Annotated in this window: 18 protein-coding genes; 10 read left to right on the plus strand and 8 right to left on the minus strand. The window is 34.7% G+C overall.

Annotated elements, in window-relative coordinates; genetic code table 11:
- Window positions 1-13 precede the first annotated feature (13 nt).
- From fabF to rprY, 4 genes are all read left to right on the plus strand, one after another.
- Complete coding sequence (gene fabF / locus BXY64_RS20100; protein WP_120241753.1) at window positions 14-1,267, plus strand: beta-ketoacyl-ACP synthase II; 1,254 nt, start codon at window positions 14-16, stop codon at window positions 1,265-1,267.
- Between the two features lie 3 nt (window positions 1,268-1,270).
- Window positions 1,271-2,011: a ribonuclease III gene (gene rnc / locus BXY64_RS20105; RefSeq protein ID WP_120241754.1), complete on the plus strand. Its 741-nt coding sequence runs from the start codon at window positions 1,271-1,273 to the stop codon at window positions 2,009-2,011.
- A 525-nt stretch (window positions 2,012-2,536) separates the two neighbouring features.
- The gene (locus BXY64_RS20110) at window positions 2,537-4,027 is read left to right on the plus strand and encodes a sensor histidine kinase (protein WP_120241755.1); all 1,491 of its coding nucleotides are present in this window, start codon (window positions 2,537-2,539) and stop codon (window positions 4,025-4,027) included.
- Between the two features lie 5 nt (window positions 4,028-4,032).
- On the plus strand, window positions 4,033-4,719 hold the full coding sequence (gene rprY / locus BXY64_RS20115; RefSeq protein WP_120241756.1) for a response regulator transcription factor RprY: 687 nt from the start codon (window positions 4,033-4,035) through the stop codon (window positions 4,717-4,719).
- Window positions 4,720-5,202: 483 nt separating this feature from the next.
- Here rprY and BXY64_RS20120 read toward each other — a convergent pair whose 3' ends face one another.
- From BXY64_RS20120 to BXY64_RS21255, 3 genes are all read right to left on the minus strand, one after another.
- Entirely contained in the window at window positions 5,203-5,907 is a 705-nt protein-coding gene (locus tag BXY64_RS20120) for a hypothetical protein (protein WP_147376053.1), read from the minus strand.
- A 528-nt stretch (window positions 5,908-6,435) separates the two neighbouring features.
- The gene (gene lepA, locus BXY64_RS20125; RefSeq protein ID WP_120241758.1) at window positions 6,436-8,223 is read right to left on the minus strand and encodes a translation elongation factor 4; all 1,788 of its coding nucleotides are present in this window, start codon (window positions 8,221-8,223) and stop codon (window positions 6,436-6,438) included.
- 636 nt (window positions 8,224-8,859) lie between these two features.
- Entirely contained in the window at window positions 8,860-9,045 is a 186-nt protein-coding gene (locus BXY64_RS21255) for a hypothetical protein (RefSeq protein WP_147376054.1), read from the minus strand.
- A 339-nt stretch (window positions 9,046-9,384) separates the two neighbouring features.
- On the opposite strand from BXY64_RS21255, the gene BXY64_RS20130 reads away from it, so the two are divergent.
- The 4 genes from BXY64_RS20130 (at window position 9,385) to BXY64_RS20145 (ending at window position 14,298) form a co-directional block, all read left to right on the plus strand.
- On the plus strand, window positions 9,385-10,341 hold the full coding sequence (locus BXY64_RS20130) for a cupredoxin domain-containing protein (RefSeq protein WP_147376055.1): 957 nt from the start codon (window positions 9,385-9,387) through the stop codon (window positions 10,339-10,341).
- A 106-nt stretch (window positions 10,342-10,447) separates the two neighbouring features.
- Window positions 10,448-10,933 carry an RNA polymerase sigma factor gene (locus BXY64_RS20135; RefSeq protein WP_120241760.1) on the plus strand — a complete coding sequence of 162 codons (486 nt, stop codon included), beginning with the start codon at window positions 10,448-10,450 and terminating at the stop codon, window positions 10,931-10,933.
- Complete coding sequence (locus tag BXY64_RS20140; protein WP_120241761.1) at window positions 10,933-11,802, plus strand: FecR family protein; 870 nt, start codon at window positions 10,933-10,935, stop codon at window positions 11,800-11,802. The genes BXY64_RS20135 and BXY64_RS20140 overlap by 1 nt, the downstream gene beginning before the upstream one ends.
- On the plus strand, window positions 11,803-14,298 hold the full coding sequence (locus BXY64_RS20145; RefSeq protein WP_120241762.1) for a TonB-dependent receptor: 2,496 nt from the start codon (window positions 11,803-11,805) through the stop codon (window positions 14,296-14,298).
- Window positions 14,299-14,715: 417 nt separating this feature from the next.
- Here the strand turns inward: BXY64_RS20145 and BXY64_RS20150 are convergent, their stop codons facing one another.
- Window positions 14,716-15,075: a hypothetical protein gene (locus tag BXY64_RS20150; RefSeq protein ID WP_147376056.1), complete on the minus strand. Its 360-nt coding sequence runs from the start codon at window positions 15,073-15,075 to the stop codon at window positions 14,716-14,718.
- A 172-nt stretch (window positions 15,076-15,247) separates the two neighbouring features.
- Between BXY64_RS20150 and BXY64_RS20155 the strand changes: the two genes are divergently transcribed.
- Window positions 15,248-16,795 carry a hypothetical protein gene (locus tag BXY64_RS20155; protein ID WP_120241764.1) on the plus strand — a complete coding sequence of 516 codons (1,548 nt, stop codon included), beginning with the start codon at window positions 15,248-15,250 and terminating at the stop codon, window positions 16,793-16,795.
- Between the two features lie 27 nt (window positions 16,796-16,822).
- On the opposite strand, the gene BXY64_RS20160 is transcribed toward BXY64_RS20155, so the two are convergent.
- Window positions 16,823-18,160, minus strand: coding sequence for a M23/M56 family metallopeptidase (locus BXY64_RS20160; RefSeq protein WP_120241765.1), 1,338 nt, complete (start codon window positions 18,158-18,160; stop codon window positions 16,823-16,825).
- Window positions 18,153-18,533, minus strand: a complete 381-nt coding sequence (locus BXY64_RS20165) for a BlaI/MecI/CopY family transcriptional regulator (RefSeq protein ID WP_120241766.1) — start codon at window positions 18,531-18,533, stop codon at window positions 18,153-18,155. The genes BXY64_RS20160 and BXY64_RS20165 overlap by 8 nt, the downstream gene beginning before the upstream one ends.
- A 264-nt stretch (window positions 18,534-18,797) precedes the next feature.
- Here BXY64_RS20165 and BXY64_RS20170 point away from each other — a divergent pair, with 264 nt between their 5' ends.
- Entirely contained in the window at window positions 18,798-19,427 is a 630-nt protein-coding gene (locus tag BXY64_RS20170; RefSeq protein ID WP_147376057.1) for a hypothetical protein, read from the plus strand.
- A 49-nt stretch (window positions 19,428-19,476) separates the two neighbouring features.
- Here the strand turns inward: BXY64_RS20170 and groL are convergent, their stop codons facing one another.
- Together groL and BXY64_RS20180 are read right to left on the minus strand one after the other, a co-directional pair.
- Window positions 19,477-21,111 (minus strand): chaperonin GroEL, encoded by a 1,635-nt coding sequence (gene groL / locus BXY64_RS20175; RefSeq protein ID WP_120241768.1) that lies wholly within the window; start codon window positions 21,109-21,111, stop codon window positions 19,477-19,479.
- A gap of 30 nt (window positions 21,112-21,141) precedes the next feature.
- Window positions 21,142-21,420, minus strand: coding sequence for a co-chaperone GroES (locus BXY64_RS20180; protein WP_120241769.1), 279 nt, complete (start codon window positions 21,418-21,420; stop codon window positions 21,142-21,144).
- Window positions 21,421-21,590 lie beyond the last annotated feature (170 nt).

Raw genomic sequence — 21,590 nt, forward strand, 5'->3', positions numbered from 1 at the left:
CAGACCCTTTTTTATGGAATTTAGAAGAGTAGTTGTAACTGGGCTCGGAACAATTAACCCAATTGGTAATAGTATTGCCGAATATTGGGAGAATTTGGAGAATGGTGTAGGCGGTGCTGGAATGATCACTCATTTCGATGCCTCTAAATTCAAGACTCAGTTCGCTTGCGAAGTTAAAAATTTCGATGCTAAAGAGCATTTTGATCGCAAAGAAGTTCGCAAACTGGATTTATATACTCAGTATGCACTTGTAGCTGTTAAAGAAGCTATGGCTGATTGTGGTTTAGATCTTGAATCGGAAGATTTAACAAAAGCCGGAGTAATTTGGGGTTCTGGTATCGGCGGTATTAAAACTTTCTTAGATGAAGTTAAAGGATATGCAAACGGGGATGGAACTCCTCGTTTCTCTCCGTTTTTCATCCCTAAGATGATTTCGGATATTGCTGCCGGCCATATTTCGATGAAGTATGGATTCCAAGGACCAAACTACGGTACAGTTTCTGCATGCGCCTCCTCTTCACACGCTATCATTGATGCGATGAACTACATCCGTCTAGGTAAAGCTGATGTCTTTATCACAGGTGGATCTGAAGCATCAGTTAATGAAGCAGGATTAGGTGGTTTTAATTCAATGCAGGCATTGTCTACTAACAATGAAGAGTTTGAAACTGCATCTCGTCCGTTCTGTAAAACTCGTGACGGTTTCGTTATGGGTGAAGGAGCAGGCTGTTTAATTCTTGAAGAATATGAACATGCCAAAGCACGAGGAGCTAAAATTTATGCTGAAGTTGTTGGTGGAGGAATGTCCGGTGATGCTTATCACCTTACTGCAACTCACCCTGAAGGTAGAGGAGCCATTAACTCAATGAATATGGCTTTGAATGATGCTGATTTGAAACCAGAAGATATCGACTATATCAATGTTCACGGAACATCAACTCCAGTTGGTGATATTCCTGAAACAAAGGCGGTACAAACTGTTTTCGGCGAGCATGCATATAAATTAAACATTAGTTCTACAAAATCGATGACAGGACACTTGTTAGGTGCTGCTGGATCTGTTGAAGCAATTGCTAGTATCTTAGCAATGAACAATCAAACAGTTCCTCCTACCATTAATCACAAGGAGCAAGATCCACAAATCGATGAAAGACTAAACCTTACACTTCACAAAGCTCAAAAGCGCGAAATCAGAGCTGCTTTGAGTAATACTTTTGGTTTTGGCGGACACAATGCATCCGTAATTTTCAAATCATTTAGTGAATAATTTGTGATTAAGTCTATTATTCAATCCATAAAACTTTTTTTCTTTCCTAGGAGGGAGTTTTATGGATTGTTATTTGATTTTCTAGGGTTTTATCCTAACAAACCCGACCTGTATGAATTGGCTTTCATACACAAATCGGCCAGTATACCTAAGAATGGCTTTAACATGAATAATGAACGTCTGGAATATCTGGGCGATGCAATTCTTGGTGCCGTAATTGCCGATATCCTTTACAAGTATTTCCCTAACAAAGACGAAGGTTTCCTAACTCAAATTCGTTCTAAGATTGTTAGTCGTGAATCACTAAACAAACTTGCCCTTAAAATTGGCTTGGACAATCATGTTGTATCCAATGTAAATATGAACAACAACAAACATATTTATGGGGATGCATTTGAAGCCTTAATTGGAGCAATTTATCTTGACCAGGGATATCTTAAAACCCGCACTTTTATTGAAGATAAAATCTTTAAGAAATATATCAATTTAGAAGAAGTTGTTACAGTAGAAACCAACTTTAAGAGCAAATTGATTGAGTGGGCGCAAAAGAATAAAAAAGACGTTTTCTTCGATACACAAGAAGATGGTGTTGATAAAACATTGCGTTTGCCGTTATTTATTTCTGAGGTTGAAGTAGAGGAAGTGAAAATGGGTAAAGGTATTGGTACTTCAAAGAAAGAAGCACAACAGAAAGCTGCTCGTGAAGCCTTGAAAAGAATCAACCAGAAAGAGCTGGTATCCTAATTCAATTTATTTTTTGTGTAATTAATATTCTTCAGGTTTGAATGAACCTGACAGAAATTGCCATATCCAATTGTTAGCGTCTTTTGGTAAATAATAGGTACAAAAAAAGGACGGTAACCACAACCGCCCTTTCATCTAACTATTAACCAAAATTTTTAATCAAGGAGATTGTTCCTTATAGATTCGCTCTCCGATAGCAAATATAGTATCAAATTATAAACTTCAAATAGCTTTTCAGTAAAAATTTGTTAAAATAACGAATTTTTGCCTTAATTATAATCAATCCTAATTTAGAGAAGCTTTATTTCATTAAAATTTTCTAATATCCTGATCAATACCAAACTTATACATCTCTTGTGTTAAAGATTGTTAAGTGTTAATTGTAGGATAATGATTTTTTTATCTTTGTATACGTGAAACAAGCATGATTAAAATAATTATTCAAAACACACTACGGTAATTGTTTTTATCTTGCAGCTTCCTCCCAGTAATATTGGGATGACTAGTGGAAGAAAATAAAAAAAGATGAATCAGAAGTACATTTGGTTAGTTACGATTGTTTTGTGTATATCATTGTTTGGATTGATTTTGGTCCAAATAAATTACTTTCAATCTGCATCAAAACTTAAAGAAGAACAATTTGCTTTAACCGTTAGCAAAGCTTTAGATCAAGTTGTTAAAAAGTTGGAACATGATGAAAAATGGCATTCCATAGTAAAAGGGAATGGCACGAATAGTTCTAGTACTTCCGGACAAACTTCCATCATAAATGAAAGTTCAAAGTTTACCTATACCATGGATCCAAAACACGACATGGCGACCTTTAGTATTTCTCATGAGAATAAAAATATTAATATCGCTTCAGGACCATTAAAATCGGGTGGATTAGCTAATTTTCAGCAGCAATTCAATAAAGCTCTAAGAAGCAGTGGTGGTAATATTGGTCAATTTGCATCCAAACTAAGAAACGAAAATTTAAAATTAAACGACCGCATTGACCTTAAAGAACTTCCGAAACTAATTGAACAGATTCTGAGAGATAATGGTATTAAACTGAATTTCGAGTATGCCGTTAAAATAAACAATATCAAATTTGAAACCGCATCAAAAAATTATTTTAGAAATCCATCGGCTATCAAGTATACAAAATTAATGTTCCCGAATGATGTTTTTGCCAGTTCAAATGTTTTACACATTTATTTCCCTGGCCAACAAAAGCATATGCTTCAATCATACACAATGCTGCTTCCTTCATTTATTCTTACCTTGGTATTGATACTTTGTAGTGCTTTTACAATTTTCATCATCTTCCGTCAGAAAAAATTGTCAAAAATCAAAAACGATTTTATCAACAATATGACCCACGAGTTTAAAACTCCAATTTCGACAATTTCATTGGCATCGCAAATGCTGAAAGACAATAGTGTTGCAACCACTCAAAGCTTTATCGATCATATTGCAAAAATCATAAATGATGAAAGTAAACGATTAACTTATCAGGTTGAAAAAGTATTGCAAATGGCAGTATTTAATGAAGCCAGAATGAAGTTAAAGTTGAAACCTATAAGTGTTCATAAAATAATTCAAAATTTATTACCTAACTTTACTATTAGAGCAGAAGATAAAAGTGGTAACATGTATCAAAATTTAGACGCCAGCCAAGATACAATTATGGCGGATGAAGTTCATGTTAGCAATGTTATCTCGAACCTGTTGGACAATGCAATTAAATATTGCAAGGACAATCCAGAAATCAGTATCAGTACACGAAACAAAGACAAGGGAATTGTTATTTCGATTACTGATAATGGCATAGGAATATCAAAAGAAGATCAGAGAATGATTTTCGAACGTTTTTTCCGTGTTCATACAGGAAACGTGCACGATGTTAAAGGATTTGGCTTGGGCTTATCCTATGTGAAGAAAGTTGTTGATGCTCACCATGGTGAAGTAAATGTAGATAGTGTTCTCGATAAGGGATCCAAATTTGAAGTATATCTTCCTTTAAAAAAATAGACGCAATGGAACAAGTTAAAATCTTATTAGCCGAGGATGATGCAAATCTAGGCCTTTTGCTTAAAGAATATTTAATCGCTAAAAATTATAACACTACTCTTTGCGAAGATGGTGACAAAGCTTACGATGAGTTCTTAAAAAATCCTTACGATCTGTGCATTTTTGATATCATGATGCCACATCGAGATGGTTTTACACTTGCAAAGGATATTCGTTTAATCAATAGCGAAATTCCAATTATCTTTCTTACTGCAAAATCGATGAAAGAAGATGTTCTGGAAGGATTCAAACTTGGTGCTGATGATTATATGACCAAGCCATTTAGTATGGAAGAACTTTTGGTAAGAATTGAAGCTGTATTGAGGCGAACTTCGGGAGTAAAACCTGAAAACAACCAGGAAGAATTTAAATTAGGCCGTTACACTTTCGATGCCAAAAAACAATATTTGGTTGATGGAGATGAAACCATTAAACTAACAACCAAAGAATCGGAACTTTTAAAGCTACTTTGCAACAATGTAAATAAGGTATTGGAGCGAAATCTGGCATTAAAAACCATTTGGTCCGATGATAATTATTTCAATGCGCGTAGTATGGATGTTTACATTACCAAACTTCGTAAACACTTGAAGGAAGAACCAAATATTGAAATTATTAACGTTCACGGAAAAGGTTATAAATTGATAATGTAATCCACTAGATATCAAAAAAGCTGCTTTAAAAAGCAGCTTTTTTTTGGTTCTATATGGAATCTGGTGCGTAACTAAATCGAATATTAATTGAAAAGAACAATCCTAGGATTCTTAATTTTACCCTGCTCAAGCCGCATGGCTCTTACTTTTTCCATTGATGAAAAAGTAAGCAAAAAATCTAGGGCGTGTAAGCACAAACTCCTTCTACTTGAAAACATTAAATTTCCCGAAGCATCGGGAGGGTGATCTTCTCTCCCGATTATGAATTTTGTTGCATTTGGCTCCCAAATGCTTACAAATTCTATTTCGGGACGAAGCTTCCCCGTCTCTCTAAATGTTTTCTACGGATAAGAAGCTTGTCCTTCCAATGCCCGACAATCCCACACGAACAAAGTAGATTATTTTTTACTTATAAGCTATATAATTTCATGAATCACCCACTATAAATCATACAGAGCTTTTTTTGATTATGAGAGGAAGAAACTACTCCTTTTGTTTCTTCGATTTCTTTCTTTTAATCTTTTTCACCTTCTTTCCATCCTTCTCCTCAACGGTAAGCTCAACTTCCACTTCGTGTTCTCCATGCTTTTCAATCCAAACATTGTCTTTGCCTGAACTCTTTATTTTAATGATTTTCACACCATCCTCATCAGTAATTTCAACATCATCTGAATCTTGAATGATGATAATTTTTTCCGCTTTTTTCCCATGAAATGGAAGCACTTTCAATTTGTGTTTACCTCCTTTAAGCATTTCAATATGGATGTCTTTAGAAATACAAGAATCGCCTGAGTGGAAAATAAAATTCCCATCCTCATCCGAGAACTTAAATTTCTTCATCATTTTTATTGCATCACCATCAAAAGTAGAATCTACACTAAAAACAAAGCTCTCGATCTTTTTGGAGTGCTTTCCATGCTTTTTATCATCACCAGAGTACCAAACCATATGCTTTCTCATTAAAGAATCCGGCACACCCTTTAATTCTATAATTTTCATGATCTCATCATGATCTTTGTGCTCGTGGAAAATCGTATCAATAACCGTTTCTTTTCCGTCTTCAATCACTTTTACCTTCACATGAACCTCATGTTTTTCCTTTTTCTTACCCTTTTCTTGAGCAAAAGTAACTTGAGACACAAGCAAAACTGCACAGCACAGGCTTAGTAAGAGTCTAAATCGTTTCATAACCATTGTATTTAAATTTGACTTGAATTATCTACATTCAAAATTATCATACAACTGAAAAAAAGGCAGTTAAGCTTTAGCTAAAAAGAGTTAAGGAAAGGTTAAAATAGCTATCTGCAGTCAGCTTTCAGCTACAAGCCCCAAGCTGTAAAACTTATTGCGCTCGACATTATATTATAAGCTCTTTTAGGACTTGAAGTAAAAAACATTAATGATTAAAGGGAAAACACCAACAAAAATGAAATTTACAGTGTTCTGCACCTAAGTAGTCACTTAGATGATCAAACTACAAATATTACGCAGTTCTGCTGCTTTTCTCATGAATTTAACTGAGTATCACCTAGGTGCGGAGCACCTTGATATTTATAGATAGCTTGATAATTAACAAATATTAAGGTACAGAGTACCGTTATCAATTTCATTAAGATTTTGTAGGCTTTCAGAAAAAAAGCTGCCCGAAAAATCGAACAGCTCTTCAAATATTTTAGAAGTCAGAATTTATAATTCATAACTATCATATATCATTGCTTAGTCTAACTTAAGAACCGCAAGGAAAGCTTTTTGTGGTACTTCTACGTTACCTACCTGTTTCATACGCTTCTTCCCTTTTTTCTGCTTTTCAAGAAGTTTACGCTTACGCGTGATATCACCACCATAACACTTTGCGGTTACATCTTTACGAACAGCCTTAACGGTTTCACGAGAAATAATTTTGGCTCCAATTGCCCCTTGAATGGCAATATCGAACTGCTGTCTTGGAATCAGTTCTTTCAGCTTCTCACACATTCTTCTACCAAATGCCTGTGCATTATCGAAGTGAATTAAAGTAGAAAGTGCATCCACACCTTCACCATTCAACAAAATATCCAGTTTCACCAATTTAGCAGGGCGGAATCCAATCTGGAAATAATCGAAAGAAGCATAACCTTTCGAAATACTCTTTAACTTATCGTAGAAATCGAATACAATCTCACCCAATGGCATTTCGTAAGTAAGCTCTACCCTGTCGCTGGTCAAATATTGCTGATTGGTCATGATACCACGTTTGCTCATACAAAGTGTCATCAACGGACCAACAAACTCCGATTTGGAGATAATCTGAGCTCGAATAAAAGGCTCTTCGATAAAATCCAATGCATTTGGATCTGGCATATCCGACGGATTGTGCATCTCGAACTCATCGCCTTTGTTGGTGTGTGCAATATACGATACGTTAGGAACCGTTGTAATTACGTTCATATCGAACTCACGATCCAAACGTTCCTGTACAATTTCCATGTGCAATAGTCCAAGGAATCCACAACGAAAACCAAAACCAAGTGCCAATGATGATTCCGGCTCAAAAGTCAATGAAGCATCATTCAACTTCAATTTTTCCATTGCTGCACGCAAATCTTCATAATCTTCCGAATCGATTGGGTAAACCCCGGCAAATACCATTGGTTTTACTTCCTCAAAACCTTCAATGGCTGCATCGCAAGGATTCGCTTTATGCGTAATGGTATCCCCTACCTTTACCTCGGTTGATGTCTTGATACCTGAAATAATATAACCTACATCACCCGTTTTCAGAACCTTTCTTGGTTCCTGAGTCAATCGTAGCACACCAATTTCATCGGCCTGATATTCCTTCTCGGTATTCACAAATTTTACCAAATCACCTTTGCTAATTTCTCCATTCAAAATACGGATGTAGGTAATGATACCACGGAACGAATTGTATTCCGAGTCGAAAATCAAAGCTTGCAATGGTGCATCAGGATTTCCTTCCGGAGCAGGAACACGCTCAACAATGGCTTCCAAAATATCAGGAACTCCCTCTCCGGTTTTTCCACTGGCTGCCAAAATCTCGCTCTCGTCACATCCCAATAAATCCACAATCTGATCTTTCACATCTTCAGGATTTGCATTTGGCAAGTCAATCTTGTTCAAGACCGGAATAATTTCCAAATCATTTTCGATTGCCAAGTAAAGATTAGATATGGTTTGTGCCTGAATTCCCTGGGTAGCATCAACAATCAACAATGCTCCCTCGCAGGCAGCAATCGATCTTGACACCTCGTATGAGAAGTCAACGTGACCCGGTGTGTCAATCAGGTTTAAGGTATACTTTTCACCATCTTGCATATAATCCATTTGGATTGCATGACTCTTGATGGTAATCCCACGCTCGCGCTCCAAATCCATATCATCTAGTACCTGCGCCTGCTTTTGGCGGTCGGTAATGGTGTTGGTAACGTCAAGTAAACGATCGGCCAAAGTAGATTTACCATGGTCGATGTGGGCTATGATGCAAAAATTTCGAATGTTCTTCATTGTCAATTACGAATTACGAATTAGAAATTACGAATTGTATATCACAAATTACGAAAGCTTTTTGGTTCTATTCGCAATTGGTAATTATAAATTCCTAATTGAATCCGCAAAGATATTCAAATCCTTGGAATTTTGGGAATTTTACCTACAATGATGATTGTTTTTTACTTTCTCAACTAGAAAATCATAACATAGCAATTGTCTTATTCAAACCACATAAATATTTCCCATACCCTAGATACTATAGTTCCCTAGACAAGGGAAAGGTAATATACAGGGTATGGGAAAAATTTACAGGTAACAAATTGCCAAATGACGGGGTAGAATCATTAAGGAAAAATTAAAATATTTGCACCCTTTTAGTTTGGAAAGGACGCCACGAGTTGGGGTCCTTTTTTTGCACAATTAAAAAGCAAATCGTATTCCTGCTTTCAAATAATAATACTTGGTCTCGAAATTGGTTTTGGTGATTTACACACTCTTTTCAAAATGCTGAAAAGAGAAATCACTGTGCTAAATATGCTCCTACTTTCTCACCAAATTCAAATACAAAAATTCCAACTAGCGCCATAAACCACAACAAATACGTTAAATTCTTTTTTGATAATTCTATTTTTTTCATCATCGAACTTTTTTCTATTTTAATTTCTTTTTAAATCTTGAACTAATAAACATTAAACTTTGTCCGGAACTAATTACTATCAAACCCAATATTAAGAATACAACATCAGCTCCAAATAAAACTTTTAGTATTAAGTATAAACCTAAAGCCGATAATAAAGTAGACAAAACCGACAGGAGTGTAATCGTATTTTTCTTCATAAAGTTATCCAATTTATGATTATTGAATATACACATTAGTTCTGTTATCCATCGAAAAGTAACCCTAAAATATGATAAATTTTCCTGTAATTTCACTAGAAACTTATCACTGTATTACTAATCAATTTGTTATAAAAATTATTTTTGGGTAGGGTAAAAATCTAAAATATCGGTTCAGAAGTAAATGAGCTCAAAAAATTAAACTTTAGAATTATAAATTTTACCATTACAAAACTAGTTTGAGCACATAATTGTTCACTCCTAATATTTAAGAATGATTATTTGCGAATGCTAATCCCGAAAAAAATCGGGATCATATAGAAACTAAAAAATATCAAAATGAAAAAACTATCATTTATATTACTAGCTGGATTGGCAATGTCGCTTTTTTCTTGCGACAATCATGATGATGTTGAAGAAATTAAGCCTGAAGACCAAGTTGTATTGAACAACGATATCGAAACGGTAATCACAACGGAAGAAGCATCGGAAAGCATAATGGAAGTTGCTGATTATGAAGTAGACCTTTTCTCTTTCATGGAAAGTGAATATACTGAACCTACAACGAGTACGAAACAAGGAACCCACAATTACTATGGTAATTTTGCAAGAGAATGGCAGCGTTACAAAGGCGAAAAAATGCCAGACATTTCTATTGAATTTGGAGAAGATGGTAGATTCCCTATGACAATTACAATTGAATATGATTCAATAGAACTGTATAATAATGACAAAATTATTGATGGTGTTATTAAAATTGTAATGACAGCAGCTCCTTGGACCAATGGTGCAGTACGAGAAATTACAATGGATTTGGTAATTGATTCGGTTGAGATTAACGGAACCAAACGAATTGAATTTACAGGTGAACGAGGAGTTACCAAAAAATGGGAAATCACTAGTGACATTACTTTTACCTATCCTGATGGAACTGAATTAATCCGAGTGGCCGAAAGAACCAGAGAGTGGATTGCAGGTTTAGATACCAAATGGATTTTAGATGATGATAAAATTCAGATTACAGGAAAGGTAACTTGCGTTGATACGGAACAAAATGAATATACCAAACAAATTGATGAAGAAAATCCTTTAATTAGAATTGGAACTTGTAGGTTAATTGTTCAAGGAACAGTGATCTACTCACAAAATGGAGAAGAGTTTGCCAAATTCGATTATGGTGATGGTGAATGTGACAATATAGCTACATATACCTACACAACTCCAGAAGGAGAAGAAGTAACTGAAACAGTAGAGATTGGTAAGCACAAAAGAAACAAAAAGAACGGTGACAACTAAAAAATAATCAGGTTAAAAATGCTGAAGGGTGCAGGAAAGTATTTGATTGCCCTGCACCCTAAATTCACACAAAACCATTATTTTTACCTAAATCAATCCTCTAGCCTTGACACAAGAAGAATTTAAGATCTTATTTGACAAGCACTTCGATAGCATCCGAAACTATATTTACTACCGTTCGGGTGATGAAGAGTTAGCTACTGACATAGCACAGGAAAGCTTTATGAAAGTATGGGAGAAAAATTTACCCTACGAAGAAAAGCCCAATAAATCATTATTGTATAAAATTGCCAGCGATATTTTTATCAGCAAATACCGAAGAGACAAAGTAGCTCAGAAATATTTGGCAAAATTGGAGCCATCAGTCGATAAAAACTCGCCGGAAGAACAAATGCAATACGAAGAGCTAAAAAATAAATATGAATTGGCCCTAAGCTGCTTATCAGAAAAGCAAAGAACAGTATTTCTGATGAGTCGCAACGAAGGACTAAAATACCAGGAGATAGCAGATAGACTGGAACTCAGCGTTAAAGCTGTAGAAAAAAGAATGACACATGCATTGTCGTATTTAAGAAATGCTTTAGGAAGATAATGAAAGAAAATAATCAAAATATTACCCCTGGTTCGGAAATGGATTTCATCAATTCACTTCCGAAAATTGATGTGACTTACTCAAAGTCAAAAGAAGAGGTTTGGAAAGAACTTTCGGCAATGACCACTGTTCAAAAACCAAAAGCAAAAGTCATATCACTTTCGTGGATAAAGTATGCGGCGGCTGCTTGTATCCTTTTATTGTTAGGATCTGCAGGATTTACATACTTTTATACCAGCACTACTTATTGTCCAAAAGGAAAGCATATGAGTGTTACTTTACCTGACAATTCGAAGGTAGAGTTGAACGCAAACTCAAGCATTAGCTATAAACCATATATGTGGAACTTTTCTCGAAAAGTAAAATTCAAAGGCGAAGCATTTTTCGATATTACCAAAGGAAGTAAATTCGAGATTGAATCGAAGTATGGTAAAACATTCATTTTGGGAACAAGTTTTAATATTTACGCAAGAGGGAATGACTACAAAGTGACTTGCTATACCGGAAAAGTAAAGGTGGTATCAACCCTTACTGCCGACAAAATTCTACTTTTGCCAAATGATCATGCTTTCCTAAATAAAAATGGCAAGCTTGAGGTATTTAAGGATGAAAAGGCAAAAGATAAAGTTTTATGGCGCAACCATTTCTTTTTATTCAATGCAACCCCTTTAAAAGATGTTTTTAAAGAAATTGAGTTACAATATGATATTCATATTGTAGAAAAAGGTAAATTTAATAAGCCTTATACAGGGAATTTTGGAAAAGGAATGTCAGTTGATGATGTTCTATACAAAGTTTGCAAGGCACACGGACTTGAATTTGTTAAAGGTTCTCGCAAAAATTATATTATAACCTCAAACAACCAATAAGTGAAAAAATATATCGCCCTTATATTTTTTTTCGGATTAGTAATTACGACCTCACTTGCTCAAAAAGTAGAAATTAAAGCTACCAATAAAGCTTTAAATGATATTTTAATTGAACTAAGAGACCGGTACAATTACCAGTTTTCTTATGACACCGACTTATTGGCAAGTTATAATGTTAGTATCAATAAAAGTTTTTCCAATAAAGAAAGTGCAATAATATATTTACTAAGGAAATTCCCTTTAAACTACGAGATATCAAATAATGTTTACATTATCTATCCCGAAGAGAAAATTTTTCAATACAGAATTCTAGGGCAAATTCTCGATAAAGAAAACCTGGAACCTCTTCCCTTTTCACATATCACCATTAATGATCATCCCATGGCTACCGACGAGCTTGGGAATTTTTCGTTTACATCAACTACCGATAGTACATTTAGAATATTGGCTTCGCATTTGGGATATTTTATTCACGATACCATTGTTAGCTACGATAAAGCCCACAAATTTCTGTTGACATCTGCAAGTACCGATTTGGAAGAAATTACGGTTACCGACAAAATTGTACAAACCTTTATTAAAGAAAGCAACCAGGCTGGTAACCTAAAATTGAACCACAAAATTGCAGGTTTTTTGCCAACCAACAACGACAACTCTGTTTTTGAGCTCTTACGCTTACAACCTGGAATTCTTGCTGCCGGCGAACAAAAGGATTATCTGATAATTTGGGGATCATATGAAGGAGAAAGTCAAGTACTTTTTGATGATATCACCTTGTGGGGACTAAAAAACTATTATGAGGATATTGGTGCTGTAAATCCTTTGGTAGTTAAAAATATAGAAGTATTAAAAGGTGGTTTCGATGCCAGATATGGTGAACGAGTTGGTGGTATTGTACACATAACAGGGAAAGATGGGAACAAAGTGAAACCAAGTATTAATTTGGCTTTAAATAACATCACAGCAAGTGGTTCTTATGAACAACCTATTGGTAAAAAATCATCTCTTTTACTTGCATTTCGTCATACCTATTACCCATTGTTTAAAGATGACCAAATCAAATATGCCACTTCTAATGTAAATACCGATGAAATAGAAGGTACTATTCCTGAATACGTAGATTTGGACGTAACTCCCAACTATCGGTTTCGAGATGCAAATCTAAAATTTTCAACAAAATGGAATAATGGAGATCAGTTAAACATCAGCATAATGGCTGGTGAAGACAGGTATTCCTACGATATTTCTAATGAATTATTAGCTGCCTCGCGAAAGCATAATTTTGAAGGAAGTTACCAAAATGGTGGTTCATTAAAATACAGCAAGGTATGGAAAAGTGGTAATTCAAGCTCCCTGTCGGTTTCCAGATCCGAACTAGATCGAAATACAACGGAACAAACGGTTATTGAACGTATTCGTTTTACTGAGATGAATGTTCGCAGAGATGACAGATCATATAACAACATTTGCGAGTACAGCACAAAATTCCAAAATCGATTTGTTTTAAATGAAGATCAAATTATTGAAACCGGTTTGCAGTATACAAATGATGCAGTGGACCTAAAAGAAGACTCTCTTGGAATAAATATTCTACATTTGGATTCGAAACTGGATAAAATTGGTGGGTATTTTCAAAACATCTTAAATATAAGCAATGGGGTAACTATTAAAGCAGGTTTTCAAGTAAACTATCCAATTAACTTGGAAAAACTATACTGGGAACCAAGAATATCAATGAGCTTTAAAATTACCGATGAACTATCGTTTAATGGAGCTTGGGGACTTTATAAACAGTTTATCTCAAAAAGTTCGGTATTGAGTAAATCTGGGAAATACAGATACATTTGGGTTGGTGCCGACGAAGAAACTGTACCCGTTTTAGAATCTGTTCACAATATTATTGGTGGCTCGTATCATAAAAATGGTTTTACTTTCAGTGTTGAAGCCTACCACAAAAGAACAGATGGACATACAAGATATTACCGATGGAGGAATCAAGGAAACATTTCGCTTGGTAAAAGTAAAAGTGTGGGTCTCGACTTCTTTGCAAAAAAAGACTTTGGAGAACATACTTTCTGGGTTTCCTACTCCCTAAGCAAAACAACCGAAAACTTTGATTATTTCAGAGAGGAAGGAGAATACTTAAGAGCCTTACATGATCAGAGACATGAAATTAAAACTGCAGGTTTACTGGCTTTAAAGCCATTTTATCTATCAGCAAATTATATTTATGGTTCTGGATTTCCGATATATTCAGGCTATAACAACATCAATTCAGAGCCTGACTACCAAAGACTAGATGCAGCTTTAATTTATAAGTTCTCTCACAAAAAAATCAAATCCGAAATTGGTATTCTTTTGCACAATGTTATGAATAAAGAAAACTTAACCTACGAATCGTTCGAAAGAGTTCCTTTAAGTCAAATTAATAGCATTAGTGTATATACAGAATCGGTTCCATCATCAATTAGACTGTACTTTAAAATTACAATTTAATCGTATGAAGTGTTATAGACTTGGCATCTATACCAAGCTAATGACGTAACCAAATTCGGTTAAGGCAAAAAAATACCGGGTTAGACTATGAATCTAACCCGGTAATCACAACTAAATATTAAAACATAATCAAAAAGATGGTCAAAATTGGTAACAAGAAGAATCTAAGTGTTCTGATAAAACATTGAATGTTTCTTAAAAAAGTATAATCACACCTAACTTACTTTTAAACTACTAATTCTAACGGATTGGTTTATTTGTTATACAAACAAGCCAAAAAGAAATCAATTTTTCATCGCTTTACCGTCACAACTTAGCTTCTTCATGTTGGTTAATAGTCAGATCCTTAAAAGCACAAGGGGGATAGTGCTTCTAGCTCACTGTCTGAAGTAATTGAGTTAACAATTACAAATGGTTTCAAAGTACGCTATCACCGGAAACTTCTTCGAAACAACTCTTTAGTGTTTCTATACGTTTCCCGTAAACAGGAGCTTGGGTAATACTATAAGTATTGTCCATTTTTAAGCTTATCTCGCGTTTAAAACGTTCCAGTTCTTCAACGCTTACTGAATCTTTAATCGATTCTACCAAGCCTTTTAGATCAACCAAATCAGTAAATTTTTGAATAATAAAACCTTTAATTTCATTAACCTGATTTTGATTCATTTTTTTTGAATCCTGATCAACTCCAATACATTCAAGAGCTTGATTTAATCCTTTAACTGTTTCAAGTTTATCGGATTTTATTAATTTTGATAACAGATTTGTTGTATTCATGTTCCGTTCCAAGATTGTTTTTACTCTATCATTCTCTTGATTTGATATTTCAAAAGTACGCTCGATAGCGAGTTTTTGAAAATCGTTTTTCAATACAATCTACGAAGTTCAAACAAAATGAAATTTATAAATCGTACTGTTTACCAAATAGTTAACTTATACTTCCATTACAATGCCTAAACAACAAATAGACCCTCTGTTTCAATTAATTAAATCGATTTCGAAATCTGAGAAACGAAATTTTAAGCTGTATGCAAACAGAATTAGTAGCGATAAAGAGACTAAGTTTTTGCAGCTTTTTGATGTTTTGGATAAAATAGATGAATACAACGAAACCATTATTCTAAAAAAGGCGAAAGACATAAAGCAATCGCAGTTGCCAAATTTAAAGGCTCACCTGTATAAACAATTGCTTACCAGCTTAAGATTAACTCAAATCAATCACGATATCAGTATTAGCATTCGTGAACAGATTGATCATGCCAAGGTTTTATACAACAAAGGCCTTTACCAGCAAAGTTTAAGAATACTGGATAAAACCAAAACTTTGGCTCGCAAAAACAAGAAAAATATCTTGGTTTATGAGATCATTCAGTTCGAAAAGTTAATCGAATCACAATATGTTACCAAAAGCATAGAAAACAGAGCTGAAGAGATTACAAGAGAAGCCACTGAAATCAGTAAAATGATGGATGGTATAGTGTATTTTTCAAACATGTCCATTCGTCTGTATGGGTTATATCTGAAAGTTGGTTATGTGCGAAACGAAAAAGATCTTTTAATGGTAAAGGAGTTTTTCAATACCAATTTGATCCCACATGATATTGAAAACCTGAGTTTTTTCGAGAAATTATACCTGTTCCAATCCTATGTATGGTATTATTTGATCATTCAAGATTTTTTAATGTGCTACAAATATGCTAAGAAATGGGTTGACTTATTCCTACTAAATCCTGAAATGATTAACATCCATATGGATTTATACCTAAAAGGATTAAATAATGTGCTGGTAGCTCTTTTCTATACCAATCATGTAAGCAATTTTAAGAAACACTTGCGATTGCTAAGAAAATTGGAAAAAGAAGATCAATTCAAACACAATTCCAACTTGAATATTTTGCTGCACATGTTTTTATTTGTGCATAGAATCAATCGCCACTTTATGGAAGGAACTTTTGATAAGGGCTTACACTTGGTTCCAAAAATTGAGAGTTTTCTTGAAGAAAACAAAATGGGGATGGATAATCACAGAGCACTAATTTTCTATTATAAAATAGCCTGTTTGTACTTTGGGAATGGACAATATCGCGAGGCTATTAAATATTTAAATCGCATTTCGGATGTGAGAGATACTTCACTGCGTGGAGATATTCATTGCTTTGGAAGAATTCTAAACCTAATCAGTCATTACGAACTGGAAAATACGGAATTGCTCGAGTATCAAATTCGTTCTACCTATCGCTTTTTGGCCAAAATGGATGACTTACAAGAGGTACAAAAATACATTCTACGATTCTTACGAAAGCTCAGCTCAATTAGTCCAGATCAATTGAAAGATGAACTAATAAAATCAAGAAGAGATCTTAAAAAGTGGGTGAACGATCCTTATGAGAAGAGAGCATTCTTGTATTTGGATTTAATTTCATGGTTGGATGCAAAAATTGAAAATCGCCCGGTACAAGATGTTATTATGGAAAAAATAAATAAAAATAGAAAGTAAGGGGATTCAGTAAATCCCCCTTCTCTTTTATTCTTCAATTTGTGGACTCAAGTACTTCATTGGGTCTACATATTCTCCATCTTTTTTAAATTCGAAATGCAAATGAGGTCCGGTAGAAATTCCCGAACTTCCCACAGTTCCAATTTTATCACCTTTCTTCACTTTCTCTCCCTCTTTCACCGAATAAGAAGCCATTTGTGAATACAGGCTGGAAATTCCATTGGCATGATCGATAATAATGAAACGACCATAGCCTTTACCTTTCGTGAATTGTAAATTGACTTTTTTCACATCTCCATCTGCAACCGCATAAATTGGCGTTCCCATTGGAGCAGCAACATCAACTCCTCTGTGGAACTTCACCTTCTTATGAACTGGATGCATTCGTTTCCCGTATACCGAAGTAATATTAACACTTTTACCTGGTTCAATTGGAAATTTATAGTCAGATTTTGTTACACTTAGAAGTGTTGATTTTTCCATATGAATCTCTTTAAATCCAAAACAAAGAATGGAAAGACATATTACCGGAATTACTGCAAGCAATTTAAAATTCGATAAATTGGAGTTTTTTATTTTTTTGATCATTTTAATTCTCTTTAATGTTAATGATGAATTGAAAGCACTGGTTAGAGCGAAATTCATACGATCTTCGATGTTTCGTACCAGTGTATTCTGATATTCTATTCTATCATTCCCCGAATTAATACAAGCTCTATCTGCTAAATATTCATGCATTTCAATTAAGGAACGCTGAATAAAATAAATGAAAGGATTAAACCACATCAGTACTTTTACAATCTCAACAAATATTAAATCTATTGTGTGATTTTGCTTAACGTGCACCGATTCATGCAGAAGAATGTGTTTTTGATCAGATTCACTTGTTAACCGAGGATTCAGAAAAACATATCGAAAGAAAGAATAAGGCGAAGTATTTTCCTGAACAGATACAATTTTAAAATTTTGCTTTACTTCAATTTCATTGGCAGAAATCGTTTTTAAGATTCTGATTAAATGTTTGCTTATGCGAACAAATGAAAACACAACTCCCAAAAGATAAACCAAAAATAAAACTACTATGGTTTCAATCTGAAAAGATTCCTTCACAACTTCTATTCCTCCAACCAAATCGGTTTTGAACTCATAAACCGGATCCAATGCAAATTGATTTACAATGGCAGTTGGTTCCTGATTAATGGTGAATGAAAAAATGGGAATTAGCAAAGAAATAAGAACCGAAAAAAGTAGATAGATTCGATTACGCATCACAAAAGTATCTCTTGCCAAAAAGATTTTGTACAGAAGATAAAAGGCAGCCATACATACTGAGCTTTCAATTAAATATTGGATAAACTCAATCATTTTCTTTCTTACTTTTTATTTGCTCTTCAATTAATGATTTCATTTCTTCTAATTGCGAAAGCGATAAATCTTGCTCTTTGGCAAAGAATGAGGTAAATCCTCCAACCGAGTCGTTGAAGAAACTTTTAATCATTCCTTTCATAAAATCACGAGTATACACTTTCTTACTCACTAAAGGATAGTATTGATTCACCTTTCCGAAGGTTTCAAAACCTATAAAACCTTTTTTTACTAAAACTCTAACCACAGTTGATATGGTTGTATATGCGGGTCTTGGCTGTGGAAACTCTTCAATAATATCCTTTAAGAAAGCTTTTTCAAGCTTCCATAGGTATTGCATAATCTGTTCTTCTGCCTTAGTTAATTCTTTCATGCTGCTAATATATGACTATTTTTATAGTCATACAACTATTTAGATAGTCACACTTCGTTTTTTAAATCAATTCTAAGTAACTGTATTATATTTTGGCTTAAATATATATTCCATACAAACAAGACGAAATTCAAATTCTACAATAAGCCCCCAACAACAGATTTTATTTTTTTTTAGATATCAATACCAATTTTAACATCTTAATTATAAGTGAAAAGCTTTCCTTAGGTGTCTTATTTATAGAAACCCCTAAAATCAAACCACATGAAATATTTTTTTATCATTTGCATTGCTTTATTTATGAGTGGCTGCGCCAGTTCATATTTGTCTTCTGAAAAAATCACAAAATCACAGAAATATTACAACCGAATATTTGTTGTTAGTATTTTCGATCCCATTAATTTCAGGGAGTTCAATGAAGAATCATATAACGATCAAATTATGAAGCAGATGAATGATTTTAGTGCAATTGCTGTTCGCAGGCTGATGAAAAGGAAAGTAATTAACAATTTCGACAACAACAGATTACAAGTAAAGTTTTCTCAGGATATATTCTCGGTAAATAAGAATATTGATTACGATCAATTCAATAAAACCTTATCAGAATTGGAAAGTAATGCCATCTTAATAATTCAACAATCCAATTTTTACTATAAACAATCAATTGAAAGCGATTGTAACGGAAGAATAGAAACTAAAGAGCGCCCACGAGGAGTATTTTTTACTTACCTAATTGATGCCAAAACTCATGAAACAATTTGGGCTGGTAGATTTGATTCATCGGGTACAACCTGGGATGGCAAATATTCCTTGTACAATAACATCTGTCGAAAGCTTCATAAACAATTGATCAAAGAACATTTAATTCCAAAACCAATTTTGAACAGGCAATAAAAAAAGCGGCACAAGGCCGCTTTTGTAATATATAGAATGCTGTAATTTCTTACATCATACCTGGCATACCACCGCCCATTGGAGCAGCTGGCATAGCTGGAGCTTCTTCTGGCTCATCGATCAAAACACACTCAGTAGTTAAGAACATACCTGCAATTGAAGCAGCATTTTCCAAAGCTACACGAGATACTTTCGCTGGATCAATAACTCCAGTTTCGAATAAGTTTTGGTAAACATCCAAACGAGCGTTATAACCGAAGTCACCTTCGCCAGCTTTTACTTTATCAACTACAACAGCACCTTCGCCACCTGCATTAGCAACAATCTGACGCAATGGCTCCTCGATAGCACGCTTCACAATTTCGATACCTGTAGTTTCATCCTCGTTATCGCCTTTAAGGCCTTCTAAAGCTGCAGTAGCACGGATATAAGCTACACCACCACCAGGAACGATTCCTTCTTCAACAGCAGCGCGAGTTGCTGACAATGCATCATCAACACGATCTTTCTTCTCTTTCATTTCAACTTCAGAAGCAGCACCTACGTATAGTACAGCAACACCACCAGCCAATTTAGCCAATCTTTCCTGAAGCTTTTCCTTATCGTAATCAGAAGTAGAGTTACCGATTAAAGTTTTGATATTTGCAACACGAGCATCAATAGCAGCCTTATCGCCAACACCGTTTACGATAGTAGTATTTTCCTTATCGATAGTAATTTTTTCAGCCTGACCAAGCATTTCTAAAGTAGCTTGCTCTAACTTGATTCCTTTCTCTTCAGAAATCACCACACCACCAGTTAGGATAGCGATATCTTCCAACATCTCTTTTCTTCTGTCACCAAAACCTGGAGCTTTAACAGCAGCAACTTTCAATGAACCTCTCAATCGATTTACAACCAAAGTAGCCAATGCTTCGCCTTCTACATCTTCAGCAATAATCATCAACGGACGACCTGCCTGAGCAGCTGGCTCTAATACCGGCATTAATTCTTTCATTGTAGATACTTTCTTATCATACAACAAAATAAATGGATTCTCCAGGTCAGCTTCCATTTTATCGCCATCAGTAATGAAGTAAGGAGAAATGTATCCTCTGTCGAACTGCATACCTTCTACTACTTTAACGTGAGTTTCGGTTCCTTTTGCTTCTTCAACAGTAATTACACCTTCTTTGGTTACCGCTTTAAAGGCATCTGCAATTAAATCTCCAATTTTCTTATCATTGTTTGCAGAAATCTGCGCTACCTGCTGAATTTTATCGAAATCTTCACCAACAATCTGTGATTGCTCTTTAATGTTAGCTACAACAGCAGCTACAGCCTTATCGATACCACGCTTCAAATCCATTGGATTTGCACCTGCAGTAACGTTTTTCAAACCTACATTTACAATCGACTGAGCCAATACAGTAGCAGTAGTTGTACCATCACCAGCATCATCACCAGTTTTAGAAGCAACTTCTTTTACCATTTGAGCACCCATGTTAGCTGCTGGATCAGACAATTCGATTTCCTTAGCAACGCTAACACCATCCTTAGTGATGTGTGGTGCACCAAATTTACGATCGATTACCACGTTTCTACCTTTAGGTCCCAAGGTTACTTTTACTGCATCTGCCAACTCGTCAACACCTTTCTTTAAAAGGTCACGAGCTTCAATATTAAATTTAATTTCTTTAGCCATTTCTAATTAATTTTGAAAATTGATTACCAATTAAGCAATGTATAAAACATCAGTTTGAGACATTAGCAAATAGTCTTCTCCTTCGACATTCAATTCAGTTCCCGAATACTTACCGTAGATAACTGTATCGCCTGTTTTAATTTCCATTGGTTCATCTTTTTTGTCTGCTCCAACCAAAACAACTTTTCCCTGTAATGGTTTCTCTTTTGCAGAGTCAGGAATAATAATTCCACTAACAGTTTTTTCTTCTGCTGCTACTGGCTCAACTAAAATCTTTCCTGCAAGAATTTTACCTTTCAATTCTGCCATTTTTCAAAATATTTAAGATTATTATTATCAATTTTACGGATTCTTTTCTTTCACAATCTGTGCCAAATCAATTTCATTGTCAATATTTCCGAATTGATTGTAAAGAATCTCAGCAATTGTACATAGAAAGAATAAATATACTGAATTACAATAACATATAGGCATAAAAA

This window comes from Marinifilum flexuosum (genome assembly GCF_003610555.1).
Lineage (GTDB): Bacteria > Bacteroidota > Bacteroidia > Bacteroidales > Marinifilaceae > Marinifilum > Marinifilum flexuosum.